This is a genomic window from Pseudoalteromonas apostichopi, assembly GCF_030297135.1.
Classification (GTDB): Bacteria; Pseudomonadota; Gammaproteobacteria; order Enterobacterales; family Alteromonadaceae; genus Pseudoalteromonas; species Pseudoalteromonas apostichopi.
In genome coordinates, this window is sequence record NZ_AP028065.1 from 1,915,732 (window position 1) to 1,931,424 (window position 15,693).

Annotated in this window: 17 protein-coding genes; 7 read left to right on the plus strand and 10 right to left on the minus strand. The window is 40.6% G+C overall.

Annotated elements, in window-relative coordinates:
* Positions 1-59: 59 nt before the first annotated feature.
* Both QUE86_RS08565 and QUE86_RS08570 read right to left on the minus strand, forming a co-directional pair.
* Positions 60-479: a hypothetical protein gene (locus QUE86_RS08565; protein WP_130050005.1), complete on the minus strand. Its 420-nt coding sequence runs from the start codon at positions 477-479 to the stop codon at positions 60-62.
* Between the two features lie 70 nt (positions 480-549).
* Positions 550-924 (minus strand): RNA-binding S4 domain-containing protein, encoded by a 375-nt coding sequence (locus tag QUE86_RS08570; protein ID WP_130052215.1) that lies wholly within the window; start codon positions 922-924, stop codon positions 550-552.
* Positions 925-1,159: 235 nt separating this feature from the next.
* Here QUE86_RS08570 and QUE86_RS08575 point away from each other — a divergent pair, with 235 nt between their 5' ends.
* Both QUE86_RS08575 and QUE86_RS08580 read left to right on the plus strand, forming a co-directional pair.
* Complete coding sequence (locus tag QUE86_RS08575) at positions 1,160-1,447, plus strand: hypothetical protein (RefSeq protein WP_062566674.1); 288 nt, start codon at positions 1,160-1,162, stop codon at positions 1,445-1,447.
* A 57-nt stretch (positions 1,448-1,504) separates the two neighbouring features.
* Positions 1,505-2,167 carry a hypothetical protein gene (locus QUE86_RS08580; protein WP_130050003.1) on the plus strand — a complete coding sequence of 221 codons (663 nt, stop codon included), beginning with the start codon at positions 1,505-1,507 and terminating at the stop codon, positions 2,165-2,167.
* Here the strand turns inward: QUE86_RS08580 and QUE86_RS08585 are convergent.
* The 5 genes from QUE86_RS08585 to glnA form a co-directional block, all read right to left on the minus strand.
* Positions 2,164-2,622: a Crp/Fnr family transcriptional regulator gene (locus QUE86_RS08585; protein ID WP_130050002.1), complete on the minus strand. Its 459-nt coding sequence runs from the start codon at positions 2,620-2,622 to the stop codon at positions 2,164-2,166. The genes QUE86_RS08580 and QUE86_RS08585 overlap by 4 nt on opposite strands.
* Before the next feature lie 25 nt (positions 2,623-2,647).
* Positions 2,648-4,033 carry a nitrogen regulation protein NR(I) gene (gene ntrC, locus QUE86_RS08590; protein ID WP_250661528.1) on the minus strand — a complete coding sequence of 462 codons (1,386 nt, stop codon included), beginning with the start codon at positions 4,031-4,033 and terminating at the stop codon, positions 2,648-2,650.
* Positions 4,034-4,051: 18 nt separating this feature from the next.
* Positions 4,052-5,122: a nitrogen regulation protein NR(II) gene (gene glnL / locus QUE86_RS08595; RefSeq protein WP_130050000.1), complete on the minus strand. Its 1,071-nt coding sequence runs from the start codon at positions 5,120-5,122 to the stop codon at positions 4,052-4,054.
* A 79-nt stretch (positions 5,123-5,201) separates the two neighbouring features.
* Positions 5,202-5,726: a DUF4124 domain-containing protein gene (locus tag QUE86_RS08600; protein WP_233786779.1), complete on the minus strand. Its 525-nt coding sequence runs from the start codon at positions 5,724-5,726 to the stop codon at positions 5,202-5,204.
* Positions 5,727-5,859: 133 nt separating this feature from the next.
* Positions 5,860-7,266: a glutamate--ammonia ligase gene (gene glnA / locus QUE86_RS08605; RefSeq protein WP_130049998.1), complete on the minus strand. Its 1,407-nt coding sequence runs from the start codon at positions 7,264-7,266 to the stop codon at positions 5,860-5,862.
* A 507-nt stretch (positions 7,267-7,773) separates the two neighbouring features.
* Here glnA and typA point away from each other — a divergent pair.
* A complete protein-coding gene (gene typA, locus QUE86_RS08610) occupies positions 7,774-9,597 on the plus strand; it encodes a translational GTPase TypA (RefSeq protein WP_130049997.1) in 1,824 nt (607 codons plus the stop codon).
* Positions 9,598-10,110: 513 nt separating this feature from the next.
* Positions 10,111-10,536 (plus strand): BLUF domain-containing protein, encoded by a 426-nt coding sequence (locus QUE86_RS08615; protein WP_286256612.1) that lies wholly within the window; start codon positions 10,111-10,113, stop codon positions 10,534-10,536.
* 15 nt (positions 10,537-10,551) lie between these two features.
* Here QUE86_RS08615 and QUE86_RS08620 read toward each other — a convergent pair whose 3' ends face one another.
* Both QUE86_RS08620 and QUE86_RS08625 read right to left on the minus strand, forming a co-directional pair.
* The gene (locus tag QUE86_RS08620) at positions 10,552-11,643 is read right to left on the minus strand and encodes an MBL fold metallo-hydrolase (RefSeq protein WP_286256614.1); all 1,092 of its coding nucleotides are present in this window, start codon (positions 11,641-11,643) and stop codon (positions 10,552-10,554) included.
* A gap of 133 nt (positions 11,644-11,776) precedes the next feature.
* A complete protein-coding gene (locus tag QUE86_RS08625; RefSeq protein WP_130049993.1) occupies positions 11,777-12,433 on the minus strand; it encodes a DUF2959 domain-containing protein in 657 nt (218 codons plus the stop codon).
* A gap of 86 nt (positions 12,434-12,519) precedes the next feature.
* Here QUE86_RS08625 and QUE86_RS08630 point away from each other — a divergent pair, with 86 nt between their 5' ends.
* The 3 genes from QUE86_RS08630 to dtd are packed head-to-tail and all read left to right on the plus strand — an operon-like array spanning position 12,520 to position 14,796.
* Positions 12,520-13,392 carry a virulence factor BrkB family protein gene (locus tag QUE86_RS08630; RefSeq protein ID WP_055198935.1) on the plus strand — a complete coding sequence of 291 codons (873 nt, stop codon included), beginning with the start codon at positions 12,520-12,522 and terminating at the stop codon, positions 13,390-13,392.
* A gap of 25 nt (positions 13,393-13,417) precedes the next feature.
* The gene (locus QUE86_RS08635) at positions 13,418-14,371 is read left to right on the plus strand and encodes an alpha/beta fold hydrolase (protein WP_286256620.1); all 954 of its coding nucleotides are present in this window, start codon (positions 13,418-13,420) and stop codon (positions 14,369-14,371) included.
* Positions 14,359-14,796: a D-aminoacyl-tRNA deacylase gene (gene dtd, locus QUE86_RS08640; RefSeq protein WP_130049991.1), complete on the plus strand. Its 438-nt coding sequence runs from the start codon at positions 14,359-14,361 to the stop codon at positions 14,794-14,796. The genes QUE86_RS08635 and dtd overlap by 13 nt, the downstream gene beginning before the upstream one ends.
* Before the next feature lie 169 nt (positions 14,797-14,965).
* Here dtd and QUE86_RS08645 read toward each other — a convergent pair whose 3' ends face one another.
* Positions 14,966-15,655 carry a spermidine synthase gene (locus QUE86_RS08645; protein ID WP_130049990.1) on the minus strand — a complete coding sequence of 230 codons (690 nt, stop codon included), beginning with the start codon at positions 15,653-15,655 and terminating at the stop codon, positions 14,966-14,968.
* Positions 15,656-15,693: the final 38 nt, after the last annotated feature.

The following is a 15,693-nucleotide window of genomic DNA, read 5'->3' on the forward strand; positions in this document are numbered from 1 at the left end:
AAGGGATAGGGACAGATAAATGGGTAGTTATTTTAAACTACCCTCAGAAATAAGTGCTTTTAGTTGAGCCAGTTTTGTTGTTTACCTTTATGGCTAATAAACAGTAATAGTAAACCAATAACGATCACGCAGAATGGCATTGCTAATGCGCTAGTACCAAACATGGCAAGGCTATCTATCACCACAAAATTATAATATTGCTGGACTAATACAGCGATAAACGAGATTAAAAATAACTCTCTGGCAAGGGCTTTTTTGGCGAGTAATAAAATGCTCGCAAAGCTTGCTGCAAACACGGCTATTGCAAAGGCAGCCGTTGACCAGAGCGGGATGTCGCGGTATGCGGCTTGTTGTGCTTCTGGGAGTTGGCTAATCATTTCGGGTGTTATCAACAGCTGCATTACAAATGCAATGACGCCTAAAAGATTCCAAACAAATGCTGCCCAAGCAAGTGGCTTGAGCCAAGACGGAGGAGCCATAAATCACCTTTTATTGTTGTTATTATCGCATCCAATTAAAGGTGATTTATGCTAACTAAGCAAGATTTAGTTAACCAAAAGAGATAGGGCGGCGGCCGGTTTTTTCGTCCACTTTTGGCTTTTTAGTACGTTTACGCTTTGATTTTTTTGGCGCTTCTTCACTGTTTTGTGGTTGTGCTTTTTGAACAGATTCCGGTGGGCGAGGGTTCGGTGTAGCATCTTCACTTAATGTAAGTTGGAACAACTCACCATCAAAAGCCAGCACGTCACCACTGTATAATTTTTTCCGCTTTATTGTACAAATTTCATAGTTAACCCCAACATAACCCTCACCAATTAAGGCTTTTGCTTGGCCACCTGTTTCGACTAGGTCGAGCACTTTTAGCAAGTTGCATAGTTCTATTGGCTCTTCTTCTAGTTCAATTTCGATGAAATCTTCGTTCATGTTGGTCTCTCTTAATTCAATCGCAGCCATTATAAAGCCTAGCACTCAATTGAACCAAGATTAAATTTTTAAGCTCTCCAAGCGGTTAAAATTTACAGTAATAAATAATCTTAAATTTTTACAAACAGTAAAAAAACTGCAGTATTTACTGGGTACACTGCGCGCGTTTGGAATTGGTGTACAAATTGCTAAATGCATGTCCGTTTCATTTTTTATTCGTTCAGGAGAAGTTGTAATGGGCGTAAGATCAGCGCTAAGAAAAGAGTTAATGGGTTTGCAAGATTCGTCATTGCTTGCAGCAGATGATGTGCGAGCTTTGTTAACACAAACAATTAAGTCTCAGCCTGAAAAATCAGAACAAGGTTTTGCGTTAATTTCGCGATTTAATGATAATCATAGCCAGCTGAGTTCAGGGGAAACAAATAAAGAAAAACTGCTCCAGCATCAAACCCACCGTTTATTTAAAGATATTCTATATACCCGTCAAAGTGTTAATAGTTGGCTGAAAAAACATCTTAATTAATTGATTTATTGTTTTTCTCACTTTAGACTACAGTTGTAATCCAAAGTGAGAAAGAAAATGAAAAGGATAATTTCAGCAGCCCTATTTTTAATTTTGGCAGGTTGTCAGCAACCAACAGTGTACGTATACACTGAAAAACTTGATGAACAACAGCTGCACACATTAGAGCAAGCTTTAAATAAGCAAAGCTTACCTTATGAATACACAAAGCTACCTATTCCAAGAGACTTTGCTGATGCGACCTTAATGTTATCGAGCGATAAAATTCTGACTCATGAAACCGAGCAACTTGCAGAAATTATGCAGGGGCTGGGTTATCAAGCTGAAATTAAGTACACCACAGATGCCAATCACTTTTACAATCATGGAAATATTGGCTTTTACTTAAGAGCTAAAAATACTGCAACTAGTTTTACTATGCCGACTCGTGTACTCACCACTGGATGTGTTGAAGACAAGTACAATGATCTTGCTGTTACATTTAATGACAAGCAGGCACACTTTACCCTTGCAAGCGGTAGAAAAGTCTCGCTAGATTGGGATTATTTATATGGCTACTTAGTCATTTATTATAAAAATTACTCGCAAACATACAGTCATTTAACGCCAAAAGTGAGTACCCCTTTTGGTCTAAAACCATCTGATACTTATCGTTATACGGCTCGCGTTAATAAGCCCAGTTGGTTGAATTGCTCATTGCAAGTGGTGTATATGGACTAACTACCTGATTCGAGGTAATTACTGAGTTTAGTAATACGTTCACTCATGCCTTCGATTATGCGATCTTTAATTTTCTCGCGGATCACATTGGGTAAGCGGATGAGTGCTTCAGGGGTGATAGCTAACAAAATGGTATCGACTCTAGCGCGTGCACTGGTGCTGTGCTCTCGGTTATTAATAAATGCGCCTTCACCGATAAACTCACCGGGCTCGATTGTGCCAAGTTCAAGTAAGTGACTTTGTTTGAACACCATGAGTGAGCCACTTAGCACAATATAAAGTCGTTTATCAGTATCATATTGTTTGAAAACTGCGCGGCCCTGTTTGACCAAATATAAATGACTGAAGGACTCTAATAACACTTGTCGCTCACTGAGAGTAAACTCCCTAAAAAACGGCAATCTGTTAATAATTTCCATTTGTTTAATGAGTGGAATGTGCTCGATTAAATTCATTGACTCACATCGGTATAACTTAAAATTAGCTAATATTGCGCTCTTTTAGCTTGCGGGTCAATGTATTGCGACCCCAGCCAATCTTTACTGCGGCTTCTTGCTTGTGGCCAGCACAGTTGGCAAGAGCTGTTTTAATCAAGCGAGTTTCAAGTTGAGCTTGAATGGCTGGCCAAATATTTTCTTTGCCTTGTTTAAGTTCAAGGTTAAGCCATTGTTGAAATGCATCCAGCCAATCACCTTCTTGCTCAGTAGGCTCGACAGCAACAATCTCCGGTGGTAAATCTTGTTCACTGATAAGCTCACCCGGTGCCATTACGGTTAACCAGCGACAAGTATTCTCTAGTTGTCGCACGTTACCAGGCCAATTAAACAAGCGTAGCTGCTCTGTGGCTTTTGGGCTTAATATTTTGCTTTCAACTTGTAGCTCTTTGGCACTTTTATGTAAAAAGTGTTGTGCTAGTCGTTCAATATCTTCAGTACGTTCGCGTAGGGCAGGTAAGCGTAAGCGCACAACATTCAAACGATGAAATAAATCGTCACGAAATTTGCCTTGTTTTACTAAATCTTCTAGATTCTGGTGCGTAGCAGCAATAATACGTACATCAACTTTAATGCTTTGATGACCACCAACACGATAAAACTCGCCATCAGCTAAAACGCGCAATAAACGTGTTTGTACGTCGAGTGGCATGTCACCAATTTCATCTAAAAATAAGGTGCCGCCATTTGCTTGCTCGAAGCGGCCTTTACGGATGCTGTCTGCCCCTGTAAATGCGCCTTTTTCGTGACCAAATAGCTCTGACTCTACTAACTCTTTAGGAATTGCAGCCATATTCAGGGCGATGAATTGGTTTTCTTTGCGTGGGCTATGATTATGAAGGGCACTGGCGACAAGCTCTTTACCTGTCCCTGACTCACCGTTAATCAACACACTCATACTTGATGCTGATAATTTACCAATCGCGCGAAACACCTCCTGCATAGCGGGTGCTTCACCTATTATATGTGCATTAGTTTGTGGTGCTTGTTTTCGCTTAGTTTTTTTCGTGGAATTAGCTCGGCATGCACTTTCTACCAGCGCTACAGCTTCATCTAAGTCAAACGGTTTGGCAAGGTACTCAAATGCGCCCTTTTGGAATGCATTAACCGCCGAATCTAAGTCAGAGTGAGCAGTCATGATGATCACCGGTAAGCCCGGGTTTTGTTCAGCAATGGTTTCAAGTAACGCCATACCATCCATACCTGGCATACGCACATCAGATACCAATACCGTGGGCTGGCTAAACTTTAATGCATTAAGCACATCTTGTGCGTTTGCATAGCTTTCAGTTTCAAATCCTGCACGTGCCAACGCTTTTTCTAGTACAAAGCGAATTGAGGCATCATCATCAACTAACCAGACTGTTTTCATGACTACTCCAAAAAACCATTAATCCGTAAAAGGCAAATAGATATTAAACTCTGTATGGCCTGGCCAACTGTCACAATCAATGTGGCCGTCATGTTGGTCAACCAAGGTTTGCGCTATCGATAAACCAAGCCCTGATCCATTTTCTTTGTTGGTGATCATTGGGTAGAACAAGGTTTCACGTAAACTCTTGTCTATACCTGGGCCGTTATCTGAAATTTGTATCAGCAAGGTCTTTTTCGGTGCTTTACCAGGGCGTCTGTGTTGATGATTGATGCGGGTTTTTATTCTTATCTCACCACCATCAACGAGTGCCTGTTGTGCATTACGAATAATGTTCAGTACCACTTGTTGAATTTTACTTTGATCGATGTATACGCTTGGTATACTTGGATCATAGTCTTTCACTAAAGTGATATTGGCATTGTTGTCTAACATGCTCAGTTTAATCACTGACTCTAAAGCTTGGTGAATATTGCCATAAGATTTATGTGGCAATTGATTCGGACCAAGTAAACGGTCTACAAGCTCGCGTAAACGGTCGGCTTGTTCAATGATTAATTCAGCACATTGATCTCGTTCTTGCTGATCAACCTCATACTGCAATAATTGCGCCGCTCCGCGAATTCCACCTAAAGGATTTTTAATTTCGTGTGCTAAACCACGAATTAAGTTTCGTGCAGCTTGATATTGATGCATTTGATTAGAGGCTTGATCGTGACGGATTTCATCATCCATTTGACGGCATTCGAACAATATATAGTGACTATCGTTGTGACTTATACGTCGTGTACTAATGGTCAATTTTGCATGACGAGAATCAACGAACACTACGTCAGCTCTATGCTGATGGCAATCGACACCATCGAATAATGAATACTGAGCTATGCGCTTTAAGTCTATTGAGTGGTAGTTAAATAAGTTGTCAAAAGGTTGATTGATGATTCGCTTCGGGCCTAAACCTAAAAGCTCACTGGCGCTATCATTGGCATAAACCAGTTTAAAATCATGGTCGAGTAGAATAACGGCAGTACTTAAATTTTTCCAAATACTGTCGAGCAATTCAGAATTAAAGTGTGTATCACTGAGCATGGTTGCACCATTTTAGTGCGTTTCGATTTATTGCAGCTTAGCATATTCTTTTTGCGTTGCGAGACGTTAAGTTGAAATATTAGTTTCCACTAATTACAGAAGCTCTATGCATGAAAAAGGTGCTGATTGGGCTAACCGAAACGAGTTTATTATTAGCATCATAAAGTTTTGCTTGTAATGTGTGTTCACCGCGGTTGACCTCTCTTAGTGCAAAGGTCGTACTATTACTAGGTTCACTATGGGGCGTACCGTCAAGTAAAAGCTGTACTTTAAACCCTGTTTCAAAGCGTGGGCTAATTCGCGCAGTAACGTATACAGAGCCGGTATTTTCGCGAACAGTGGCTTCGTTTTTAGGAGATGAAATACTGACTTTAAATTTAATAGGTGTGGTGTTTGGCGCGCCCCTATCAAGTATACTGGTATCGGTAGCTGGCATAGTCAAATTTTGGGTATTTATTTTTACTTCGATAGCACCAGGTCGCGGTGTATCAGAAAATACTAAAACGCCGTTCTTATCTTTCCAAGAATATACTTTTTGCGCTGCGCTATAGCCAAAAAAGCTTATAAAAATCAGCAATAATACTAATAAAGTTGTGCTTTTCACCCTGCAACCCTGCATTTTTTATTTAAATAAAACTGTAGAGTAGAACCCGCTCAATTACCATTAAAAAAGCCCGCAAAGCGGGCTTGAGAACACACATTTATTATCTTTCAGATAATTCTGATACAGCGTTAAATTAAACGCTGTAGTACATTTCGAACTCAACTGGGTGAGTTGTCATGTTAAGCTTTTCAACTTCTTGGCTCTTAAGAGCAATGTAAGCATCGATTAGGTCATCAGTGAACACACCACCTTGAGTTAAGAACTCACGGTCAGCGTCTAGTGATGCAAGTGCTTCAGATAAAGAAGATGCAACTTGTGGGATCTCAGCAGCTTCTTCAGCAGGTAGATCGTACAAGTCTTTGTCCATTGCATCGCCAGGGTGGATCTTGTTTTTGATACCGTCAAGGCCCGCCATAAGCATTGCTGAGAATGCTAAGTATGGGTTTGCTGTTGGATCAGGGAAACGAATTTCGATACGACGTGCTTTTGCAGACGGTACCACTGGAATACGGATTGAAGCAGAACGGTTACGTGCAGAGTATGCAAGCATTACTGGTGCTTCGAAGCCTGGAACTAGGCGCTTGTATGAGTTAGTAGACGCGTTAGCAAATGCGTTGATTGCTTTAGCGTGCTTGATGATACCACCGATGTAGTAAAGAGCTTCTTCAGAAAGGCCAGCGTATTTGTCACCAGCGAAGATGTTTACACCATCTTTACCTAAAGATTGGTGACAGTGCATACCTGAACCGTTATCACCTACAATTGGCTTAGGCATGAAAGTCGCTGTTTTACCATATAAGTGAGCCATGTTATGGATAACATATTTCATCTCTTGGATTTCGTCAGCTTTTAATACCATTGTATTGAAGCGCGTTGCGATTTCATTTTGACCTGCAGTTGCTACTTCATGGTGGTGAGCTTCTACAACTTGACCAAGTTCTTCAAGAACTAAACAAGTTGCTGAACGCCAGTCTTGTGATGAATCAACAGGTGAACACGGGAAGTAACCGCCTTTAACTCCTGGACGGTGACCCATGTTGCCACCTTCGTAATCTTTATCTGAGTTCCAAGCTGCTTCTACAGAATCGATTTTATACATAGAACCAGACATGTCTGATTTGTACTTAACATCGTCAAATAGGAAGAATTCTGGTTCAGGGCCGAATAACACAGTGTCAGCAATACCTGTAGAACGCATGTATTCTTCAGCGCGTTTTGCAACAGAGCGCGGGTCACGCTCGTAACCTTGAAGTGTTGAAGGCTCAACTACGTCACAACGTATGATTAGTGTAGCTTCTTCAGAAAACGGGTCCATTTTCGCAGACTCAGGCACAGGCATAAGTACCATGTCTGATTCATTAATACCTTTCCAACCAGCAATTGAAGAACCGTCAAACATTTTGCCGTCTTCGAAGAAATCTTCATCAATTTGGTGATGAGGAATAGAAACATGCTGTTCTTTACCTTTGGTATCAGTAAAGCGTAAATCAATGAACTTAACGTCATTTTCTTTGATAAAATCTAAAACCGATTGTGACATGTGTCCTCCAATTGTTGGGTTTTATTTTTGCTGCATTATTGCTTTTCGCTATTGTAAGCTGGTTTCGTGCCATGTTTTTAACACATTGTTTAGGCTTATAAAAATAAACACGGCTCAGTTTTGTTAACTCTTCAAGCACCAAGTTGGTGCATAAAAAGTTCATTGTGGTGCATAAAAAGTGCAACCTTATTTTTGCACAATTATTGCGCGTGCCAATTTTTCTGCTACGAACACGATTTAGTGCCAAAATATGGTTCAAAAACTAAATTTTCGCCAGTTTTGCGTTCAGATTCACTTTAATTTTCATAAATTTGTCATTTATAAAACAGATACTTATAAAAAGCCTGAAGAAAGTTTATAAATTTATATTGGATAAACTTTCATCCATGCCATTATTAAGGGATAATATGCGCCCTTTTAAATCCTATGCTGGGACATCTGGTGAAAACGCAGGTGACTGCGTAGATCTTGCAGGATCAATGAGATTCAATTTCTCTGAGAAAAAATATGAGCATCGAAAAGTTAAGAAATATAGCGATTATCGCCCACGTTGACCACGGTAAAACAACTTTGGTTGATAAACTGCTTGAGCAATCAGGCACATTAGAAACGCGCGGCGGTAACGAAGAGCGCGTAATGGACTCAAACGACATTGAGAAAGAGCGTGGTATTACCATTTTAGCTAAGAACACAGCTATTTCTTGGAACGACTACCATATCAATATCGTAGACACCCCAGGACACGCCGACTTCGGTGGTGAAGTAGAGCGCGTACTTTCGATGGCTGACTCAGTATTACTACTTGTTGATGCTCAAGAAGGTCCAATGCCGCAAACGCGTTTCGTAACGCAAAAAGCATTCGCACAAGGTTTAACGCCGATTGTTGTTATCAACAAAATCGACAAACCAGGTGCACGTCCTGACTGGGTTATGGACCAAGTTTTCGATTTATTCGATAACCTAGGTGCAACTGACGAACAGTTAGACTTTAAAGTAATCTATGCATCAGCGATCAACGGCTGGGCAACAATGGATTTAGACGAGCCATCAGATAACATGGAACCAATGTTCAAGATGATCGTTGACGAAGTATCTCCACCGGATGCAGATCCTGAAGGTGCTTTCCAAATGCAAATTTCTCAGCTTGACTACAACTCATACATCGGTGTTATCGGTGTAGGTCGTATCAAGCGTGGTACTGTTCGTCCTAACCAACAAGTAACAATTGTTAGTGCAGACGGTACTAAGCGTAACGGTAAAGTTGGCCAAGTAATGAGCTACTTAGGCCTTGAGCGTCATGAAGCAGAATCTGCAGGCGCGGGTGACATCATTGCTATCACAGGTCTTGGTGAGCTGAAAATCTCAGACACTATCTGTGATGTAAATACCGTTGAAGCATTACCACCGCTAAGCGTTGATGAGCCTACAGTAACAATGACGTTCTCTGTAAACACATCACCATTTGCTGGTAAAGAAGGTAAATTCGTAACTTCACGTAACATCCTTGAGCGTTTACAAGCTGAGCTTGTACACAACGTAGCACTACGTGTTGAAGAAACTGACAATCCAGATAGCTTCCGTGTTTCTGGTCGTGGTGAGTTACACTTAGGTATCTTAATCGAGAACATGCGTCGTGAAGGTTACGAGCTTGCGGTTTCTCGTCCACAAGTAATCCTTCGTGAAGTTGATGGTCAAAAAGAAGAGCCATACGAAACACTTACAATCGACTGTCAAGAAGAGCACCAAGGTTCTATCATGGAACAAATTGGTCTTCGTAAGGGTGAACTAACAGACATGTCTCCAGATGGTAAAGGCCGTGTACGTATGGACTTTATGATCCCAAGCCGTGGCTTAATTGGTTTCCAAACTGAATTCATGACATTAACGTCTGGTTCTGGTCTTCTTTACCACACATTCGATCACTACGGTCCACATAAAGGCGGTACTATCGGTGCGCGTAAGAATGGTGTAATGATTGCAAACGCAACAGGTAAAGCACTTACTAACGCATTATTCAACTTACAAGACCGCGGTAAGTTATTCATCGGTCACGGTGTTGAAGTTTACGAAGGTATGGTTATCGGTATCCACAGCCGTGATAACGACCTAACAGTAAACGCACTTAAAGGTAAGCAACTTACTAACGTTCGTGCATCTGGTACAGATGAAGCACAAACGTTAACACCACCACTTAACTATACGCTTGAACAAGCGATTGAATTCATCGATGATGATGAGTTAGTGGAAGTTACACCTCAGAGCATCCGTATTCGTAAACGTCACTTAACTGAAAGTGAGCGTAAACGTGCGAGTCGTGCAGCTAAAGACTAATAAGGTCTTTTAGTTTTTCAAAATTAAAACCGCCGTATTGAAAAATACGGCGGTTTTTTGTTGTATGATTAGCCGTCAGCCGTCAGCCGTCAGCCGTCAGCCGTCAGCCGTCAGCCGTCAGCCGTCAGCCGTCAGCCGTCAGCCGTCAGCCGTCAGATCGCAAGTGACTTACACTATGTGTCGCAACTAATGTCCCAACCTGAGTGGGATGGTAATCCTGACCTTGATATTACTTTTCTTGTTGGCGTAATATTTCGTACCACAGTGATTAATGTTTTATCGCTACCTACAGGAATTTTAGGAAAATATTTCCATAACAAAGTTAATGCCACTGGAATTTAGCCTAAGCTCATTCACTAGGAGTGAATTGTTCCAACATTGCTATTAGAGCTATAGCTTTGCTTATTTTTTGTATTTCTAACCTAACTATTTAGTTTAATGAGCAACTCGCAACTTTTTACTAACCCCCCCACTTGTACTATCTTTTCTAAATCTACCTTGCAGGAGAGTAAGATGTATTTAGTTAGACTGATTTACACAAGTGAAATTAGCGATGGATTTGGACCTAATGACATCGAAAATATTCTAGAGAAAGCTAAACAGAATAATGCTAAATGTAATGTAACAGGGCTACTTTGTTTTAATAGTTCTCATTTTATGCAATGCCTCGAAGGGTCACGGAAAGCAGTGAATGAGACTTATCATCGTATTCTTAATGACAAGCGTCATCGTAAAATTATCATGCTGAATTATTGTGAAATTTATGAAAGGGAATTTGAAAATTGGTCTATGGGTTATATTCCTTACACTAAACAAGTAAGCCCTATTAATCTTAAATATTCAGGGACCAGCGAATTTAACCCATTAGCCATGTCTGCAGGAAGCGCGCATAAACTTATGCTAGCTTTACGTGACTCATTGCTCAAACATACGATGTAATGCTTGCAGGTGTCACTACAGTGACACTTGCTCGCCTTCATTTAATATGTAAAGAGGAACTTGGCTGTTCATCTGCTTTTGCATATGTAGTAATCTCAATAACGCAGAGTGACTCGAGTGATCACCCATTTGCCAGCTTGAGTTGCCATAACCCCATGGGATCATCACTTTACAGCTTAGTTCCTCTGCCGCGTTTAATGCATCTTCTGGCGTTGTGTGAACATAACGATACCATTTGCCATTTTCTTCATGGTAATAGGAAGCTATCGGCAGCAAACACACATCAATCTCGCCATATTTTTGGTTAATATCTTGAAAATGTTTTGAGTAACCGGTATCGCCAGCAAAAAATAAGGTTTTACCATTTTGTTCTAGTAACCAGCCATTCCAGAGATCTTTGTTGTGGTCGTCGTAAATGAAAGGCACCATAATACGGCTACTAAAATGGTGCGCTGGCACCGCATTAACAGTTAAGTCATTAATTTGTGTACTTGCGTACCATGCCATTTCTGAAATATTAAAGCCACCCGTCGGGAAGTTATCTGCAAACCCTAATGGCACTAAATAGCGCGGAGCATTGCCAATTTCTTCTATATCCGCTTTGTTAAAATGGTCATAGTGAATATGTGAGTACATTACCGCATCTAAGCCATTAAGTTGTACTTTTGATGGCCAAAAACCGGGTTTGCGATAGATGCCCCCTGCTAGCTTAAAGGCTAAGTCTACGGGTGAATCAAACTGATCCTTAACAGGGTCAAACAACAGCTGTTCACCATTGGGTGACTGAATATAAAAGCTAGCATGGCCTAACCAACGAACCTTAAAGCCTGAGTTGATTGCAGGTACATTTTGCTGTGCTTGATATTGGCATTGTGAGTTGCTGTCGTCGCACACGAGTAGTTCTGACGCTTCATAGCAATTGTCAGTGCAGGTTGTTGGGTATTCTTTATCACCAGGATAAAGGTTGTGGTAGCGACCTTTGTACTCACCCTCGGTTTTTAATGGAGTGATGGTGCCTTCACCGGCAATAACATTAACAGTGTTTGAATTACTGCATGCACTCAAGAGTGCTGCTGCAATAAGTGTTGAGAGAGTTTTTAAATGCATACCATGCTTACTTTTTATTCTTTGCCGTGAGTTTAGCAAAATAAAATTTAAGATAAATCATTAAAAAGTAACAAGAGGTTACACAAAAAAGCCTACGTTTAAGTAGGCTTTTTTTACTAATAGCTTGAGTTGGTTAGCCCGCTTTATTCATTTGCTCAATGAACTTATTAGAGTCTTCAATTGATTTGTTCATGTCGTCCATTAACACTTTTATATCGCGTTTTAGGCTTGTGAACTCACCTTTGATTGCAGTAACAGCCTGCGCATTGAGGTTATGTTTTAAATACAGAACATTATCATGTAGTGATGATAATACCGGCTCCATTTTGCTTTCTGCACTGCGCATTGAGCGAAGTAGTTGATCAAATTGGCGCTTAGTTGCATTGAGCTTTTTGCTGCTTTCACGTTTTAGTGAGGCGCTTTTGTATTGCTCTAGCTCATCGGCCCATTCATCAAATAGGGCTTCAGCTACATCTTCTACTTTATTGATATTACTTGTTACATCATTCGCTGCCGCTAAGCTCGACTCGTAGTCATCATTAAGTTGATTGTAGGCATCTTGTAGTTCACCACCTTCAAAGTTGATTAGTGTGGTTAATCTATCTAATGCTGATTGAAACTCTTCTTGCGATTCTTGCTGCGCCTCTTTTGTTTCTTCTACGCGATCAACTAAAATGTCGCGCTTATGCACACCGACAGACTCCATGGCTGAGTAATAAGCTGACTGACAGCCTGTTAATGCCATTGTTACTGCAAATAGTGGTGCACTTAAAAGTGTCAGTTTTTTCATTGAGAATCCTTTTTAGGTACCTGTCATTTCAAATTATGTGGTGGATTGCTATGATTATCAAAACATTTTAGCAGAAATTAGATTCTATGGATGAGAAGCTCAGTCGTTATAAGCTGCAAATAAGCATTTTCTTGAAGCAACAACCTACTTGGTGGATGCAGTATCTTAATCGTTGTATTGACGATCAAATAACTGTAAATGCTGGTTATTTGGCTTATGTAACCCTGTTATCAATCGTACCTTTAGTGGCTGTCGGTGTGGCAATCTTTTCTGCTTTTCCTGGGTTCGAAAGCACATTGGTGACCATAGAAAACTTTTTGTTTACTAATCTTGTGCCGACCTCTACAGATGTAATTAAAGAGCATATCAGTGCTTTTGCAGGTAATGCTAATAAAATGACTGCTGTCGGTGTGGGCTTTTTAGCAGCGGTTTCCTTACTACTTATCCGGAATGTTGATGCTACATTAAACCGAATTTGGCGTATTAAGAAAAAACGCCCAATGATGATTTCGTTTGCCGTATACTGGATGGTGCTCAGTTTAGGCCCTGTACTACTAGGTGCAAGTATTGGTGTGACCTCATACATTGTCTCTTTAGTGTCATTTGCTGATCAGGGGATTCCCGGGTTTAGCGGCTTTTTATTGAAATTATTACCTTACATAATTTCAATGATTGGCTTCATTATGCTCTATACTTTAGTTCCTAACACACGAGTTCCATTTAGAGCGGCAATTCCGGGCGCTTTGTTTGCAGCTATGTTGTTTGAGCTGACAAAAAAAGGCTTTGCTTTGTACATCAGTCACTTCCCATCGTACGAGGTTATTTATGGGGCGTTGGCAACAATACCTATTCTGTTTGTATGGGTGTATTTGTCGTGGATTGTCGTATTACTCGGTGCAGAATTTACTGTATGTATCAGCCCTGAGAATATTGAGGACACGCCTGATATAGAGGTTTAAATATACTGCACCTAAGGAGAGCGAGGTGCAGTTACATCCACATTATGTTGCTAACCGTGACTATCATTTGAGTGTTGGTGATGGTCATCAAATCCATGTTCAAGAATATGGTGCGTCTACGGGAATTGCAGTGGTGTTATGTCATGGCGGTCCTGGCGCGGGGCTGTGCCCAGAAAATTGCCGCTTTTTCGACTTAGAACGTTTTCGGGTGATCATGTTCAGCCAGCGTGGCTGTGGTCATTCTACACCTCATGATATATCTAAAAATACCACTTCCGAATTAGTCGCAGACCTTGAGTTGTTACGCAACCAGTTAGGTATTGATAAGTGGCTTGTTTGTGGCGAATCTTGGGGCGCCACGTTGGCACTTGTATACGCAATAAATCATCGGGAACATATTGCAGGACTTATTTTACGGGCCAGCTTTCTAGCTTGTAATAGCGACTTTGAATGGCTCTATACAAAAAATGGAGCCGGCGCGCATTTTTATCCAGAGTGCTTCAATGAGTTTGCGCACAATTACTCCGATTGGCATGCCTTACTCGATTTTTATCAGCAACAGTTAAACAGTGACGATCAAATAAAAGCAAGTAAATTTGCCAAACTATGGTGTCATTGGGAACAGGTGCTGTGCCATGGTGAGCCATTAACAAACTGGGGTTTACAAGAGCCCCATGTAGGGTTAAATCAAGCAAGGTTAATGGTGCATTATTTTCGTAATCACTGCTTTATCGAAGAGGCTTTTATCGCAGAAAATGCACATTTACTTACTCATTTACCTATTTGGTTTATTCATGGCCGCGCCGATTTGATCTGTCGATATAGTGCGGTACAGCAGCTTGCTGAACAGTTAAATGCACAATTATTGATTTTAGATGGCATTGGGCACAGCAGCGATAATCAGGTATATTTGGCGGCAATGCGACGTGCCGCAGATTTAATGTATATCAAGTTATCGAGGGATCAATGCAAGGCTTAATTCAAAGAGTAAAACAGGCAAAAGTAGAAGTGGCAGGCGAGGTAGTGGGTGAAATTTCACAAGGTATTTTGTTGTTATTAGGTGTTGAAAAACAAGACACCGAGCAAAGCGCTCAGAAGCTTTTACATAAAGTCAGTAATTACCGCATTTTTACCGACGAACAAGGAAAGATGAATTTAAGTTTGAAGGATATTAAGGGTGAGCTATTAGTGGTTTCGCAGTTTACGTTAGCAGCTGACACTAAAAAGGGCATGCGTCCGAGCTTCTCAAGTGCTGGCACACCTGAACAAGCAAATACGCTCTATGAGTATTTTATCGCTGAAGCTAAAAAATCGGGCCTAACAGTCGCTGCTGGGCGTTTTGGTGCTGATATGCAAGTAAGCTTATGCAACGATGGTCCAGTTACTTTTAATTTAGCTGTGTAATACCAACTCGCAATAATACTTAATCATTTTGAGGGATTAAACCTGTCGCTAACTGCGTTAAAAATTTCTCATTTAGAACAACTAAATAACGAAATTTTTGCCTTGTTATCAACGAGGTTTTATTGCCTCAAAATAGACTACTTAATTAAGCGGGTTGGTATAAGTATTTTTACTTTTTGATCATCACTATGTGGTTCACATAGTCTGGGATTTTCACAATACTTGGGCGCTTACCAAACTCGGTGATCAGTAGGTGCTCAAGTTGCTTTAGTTGCGATGGGTGATTAGATAAAAAATTAATAAACAATAAACCACCTTTTGCCATTGCAGCTCTTAATTTAGTGTAAAACTGGTGCTTATATAAAAATAGCGGTGCGTCTACTTCACTGAATAAATCTAAGATAATCCAATTGTATTTGTTATTTTGCTCTAAAACTTGTTGCGCATCAAAACAGTGTAGATTATTGGCATGATCGCCACCAAAGTAGCGTTTATAGCAGTGGATTATGTCGGGATTTTTATCAACTGATGTCAGCTGGCTGTCGGGGTAGGTGTGCTGTAAGTAGTTACGAATAGCACCGCCACCTAACCCTAATTCTAAAATTTTTTTAGGCTCTTCTAAGTCTTGCCAAAGCTTTGCAAGGTATTGTAAATGAGGAAAAAGCAACCTCGCAGGGCGACGTTTCTCAATGACGGATTGTAGAGTTTCGTTGATCAGTAACCAGCGTAATTGGTTAAGTTGTCTAACTTGAATACTGTAATTGCCTTGCTTATGCCAATAGATGAGTTGCCCTAATCGGTGGCAGTCCTCAATAAAACTATGTTTTACTGCGCCACTGGGTTCAATAAAATGTTCCATATTTCGGGCCTTTAGCTATTTATTTATAAAAATAAGAC

Excerpts from the sequence above, each read along its gene's own strand:
- QUE86_RS08615 (WP_286256612.1), top strand. The coding sequence starts at position 10,111 with ATGTATTTAGTTAGACTGATTTACACAAGTGAAATTAGCGATGGATTT.
- QUE86_RS08575 (WP_062566674.1), top strand. The coding sequence starts at position 1,160 with ATGGGCGTAAGATCAGCGCTAAGAAAAGAGTTAATGGGTTTGCAAGAT.
- QUE86_RS08585 (WP_130050002.1), bottom strand. The coding sequence starts at position 2,622 with ATGAATTTAATCGAGCACATTCCACTCATTAAACAAATGGAAATTATT.
- QUE86_RS08570 (WP_130052215.1), bottom strand. The coding sequence starts at position 924 with ATGAACGAAGATTTCATCGAAATTGAACTAGAAGAAGAGCCAATAGAA.
- QUE86_RS08620 (WP_286256614.1), bottom strand. The coding sequence starts at position 11,643 with ATGCATTTAAAAACTCTCTCAACACTTATTGCAGCAGCACTCTTGAGT.
- QUE86_RS08645 (WP_130049990.1), bottom strand. The coding sequence starts at position 15,655 with ATGGAACATTTTATTGAACCCAGTGGCGCAGTAAAACATAGTTTTATT.
- QUE86_RS08580 (WP_130050003.1), top strand. The coding sequence starts at position 1,505 with ATGAAAAGGATAATTTCAGCAGCCCTATTTTTAATTTTGGCAGGTTGT.
- ntrC (WP_250661528.1), bottom strand. The coding sequence starts at position 4,033 with ATGAAAACAGTCTGGTTAGTTGATGATGATGCCTCAATTCGCTTTGTA.
- QUE86_RS08630 (WP_055198935.1), top strand. The coding sequence starts at position 12,520 with ATGGATGAGAAGCTCAGTCGTTATAAGCTGCAAATAAGCATTTTCTTG.
- typA (WP_130049997.1), top strand. The coding sequence starts at position 7,774 with ATGAGCATCGAAAAGTTAAGAAATATAGCGATTATCGCCCACGTTGAC.
- dtd (WP_130049991.1), top strand. The coding sequence starts at position 14,359 with ATGCAAGGCTTAATTCAAAGAGTAAAACAGGCAAAAGTAGAAGTGGCA.
- glnL (WP_130050000.1), bottom strand. The coding sequence starts at position 5,122 with ATGCTCAGTGATACACACTTTAATTCTGAATTGCTCGACAGTATTTGG.
- glnA (WP_130049998.1), bottom strand. The coding sequence starts at position 7,266 with ATGTCACAATCGGTTTTAGATTTTATCAAAGAAAATGACGTTAAGTTC.
- QUE86_RS08565 (WP_130050005.1), bottom strand. The coding sequence starts at position 479 with ATGGCTCCTCCGTCTTGGCTCAAGCCACTTGCTTGGGCAGCATTTGTT.
- QUE86_RS08625 (WP_130049993.1), bottom strand. The coding sequence starts at position 12,433 with ATGAAAAAACTGACACTTTTAAGTGCACCACTATTTGCAGTAACAATG.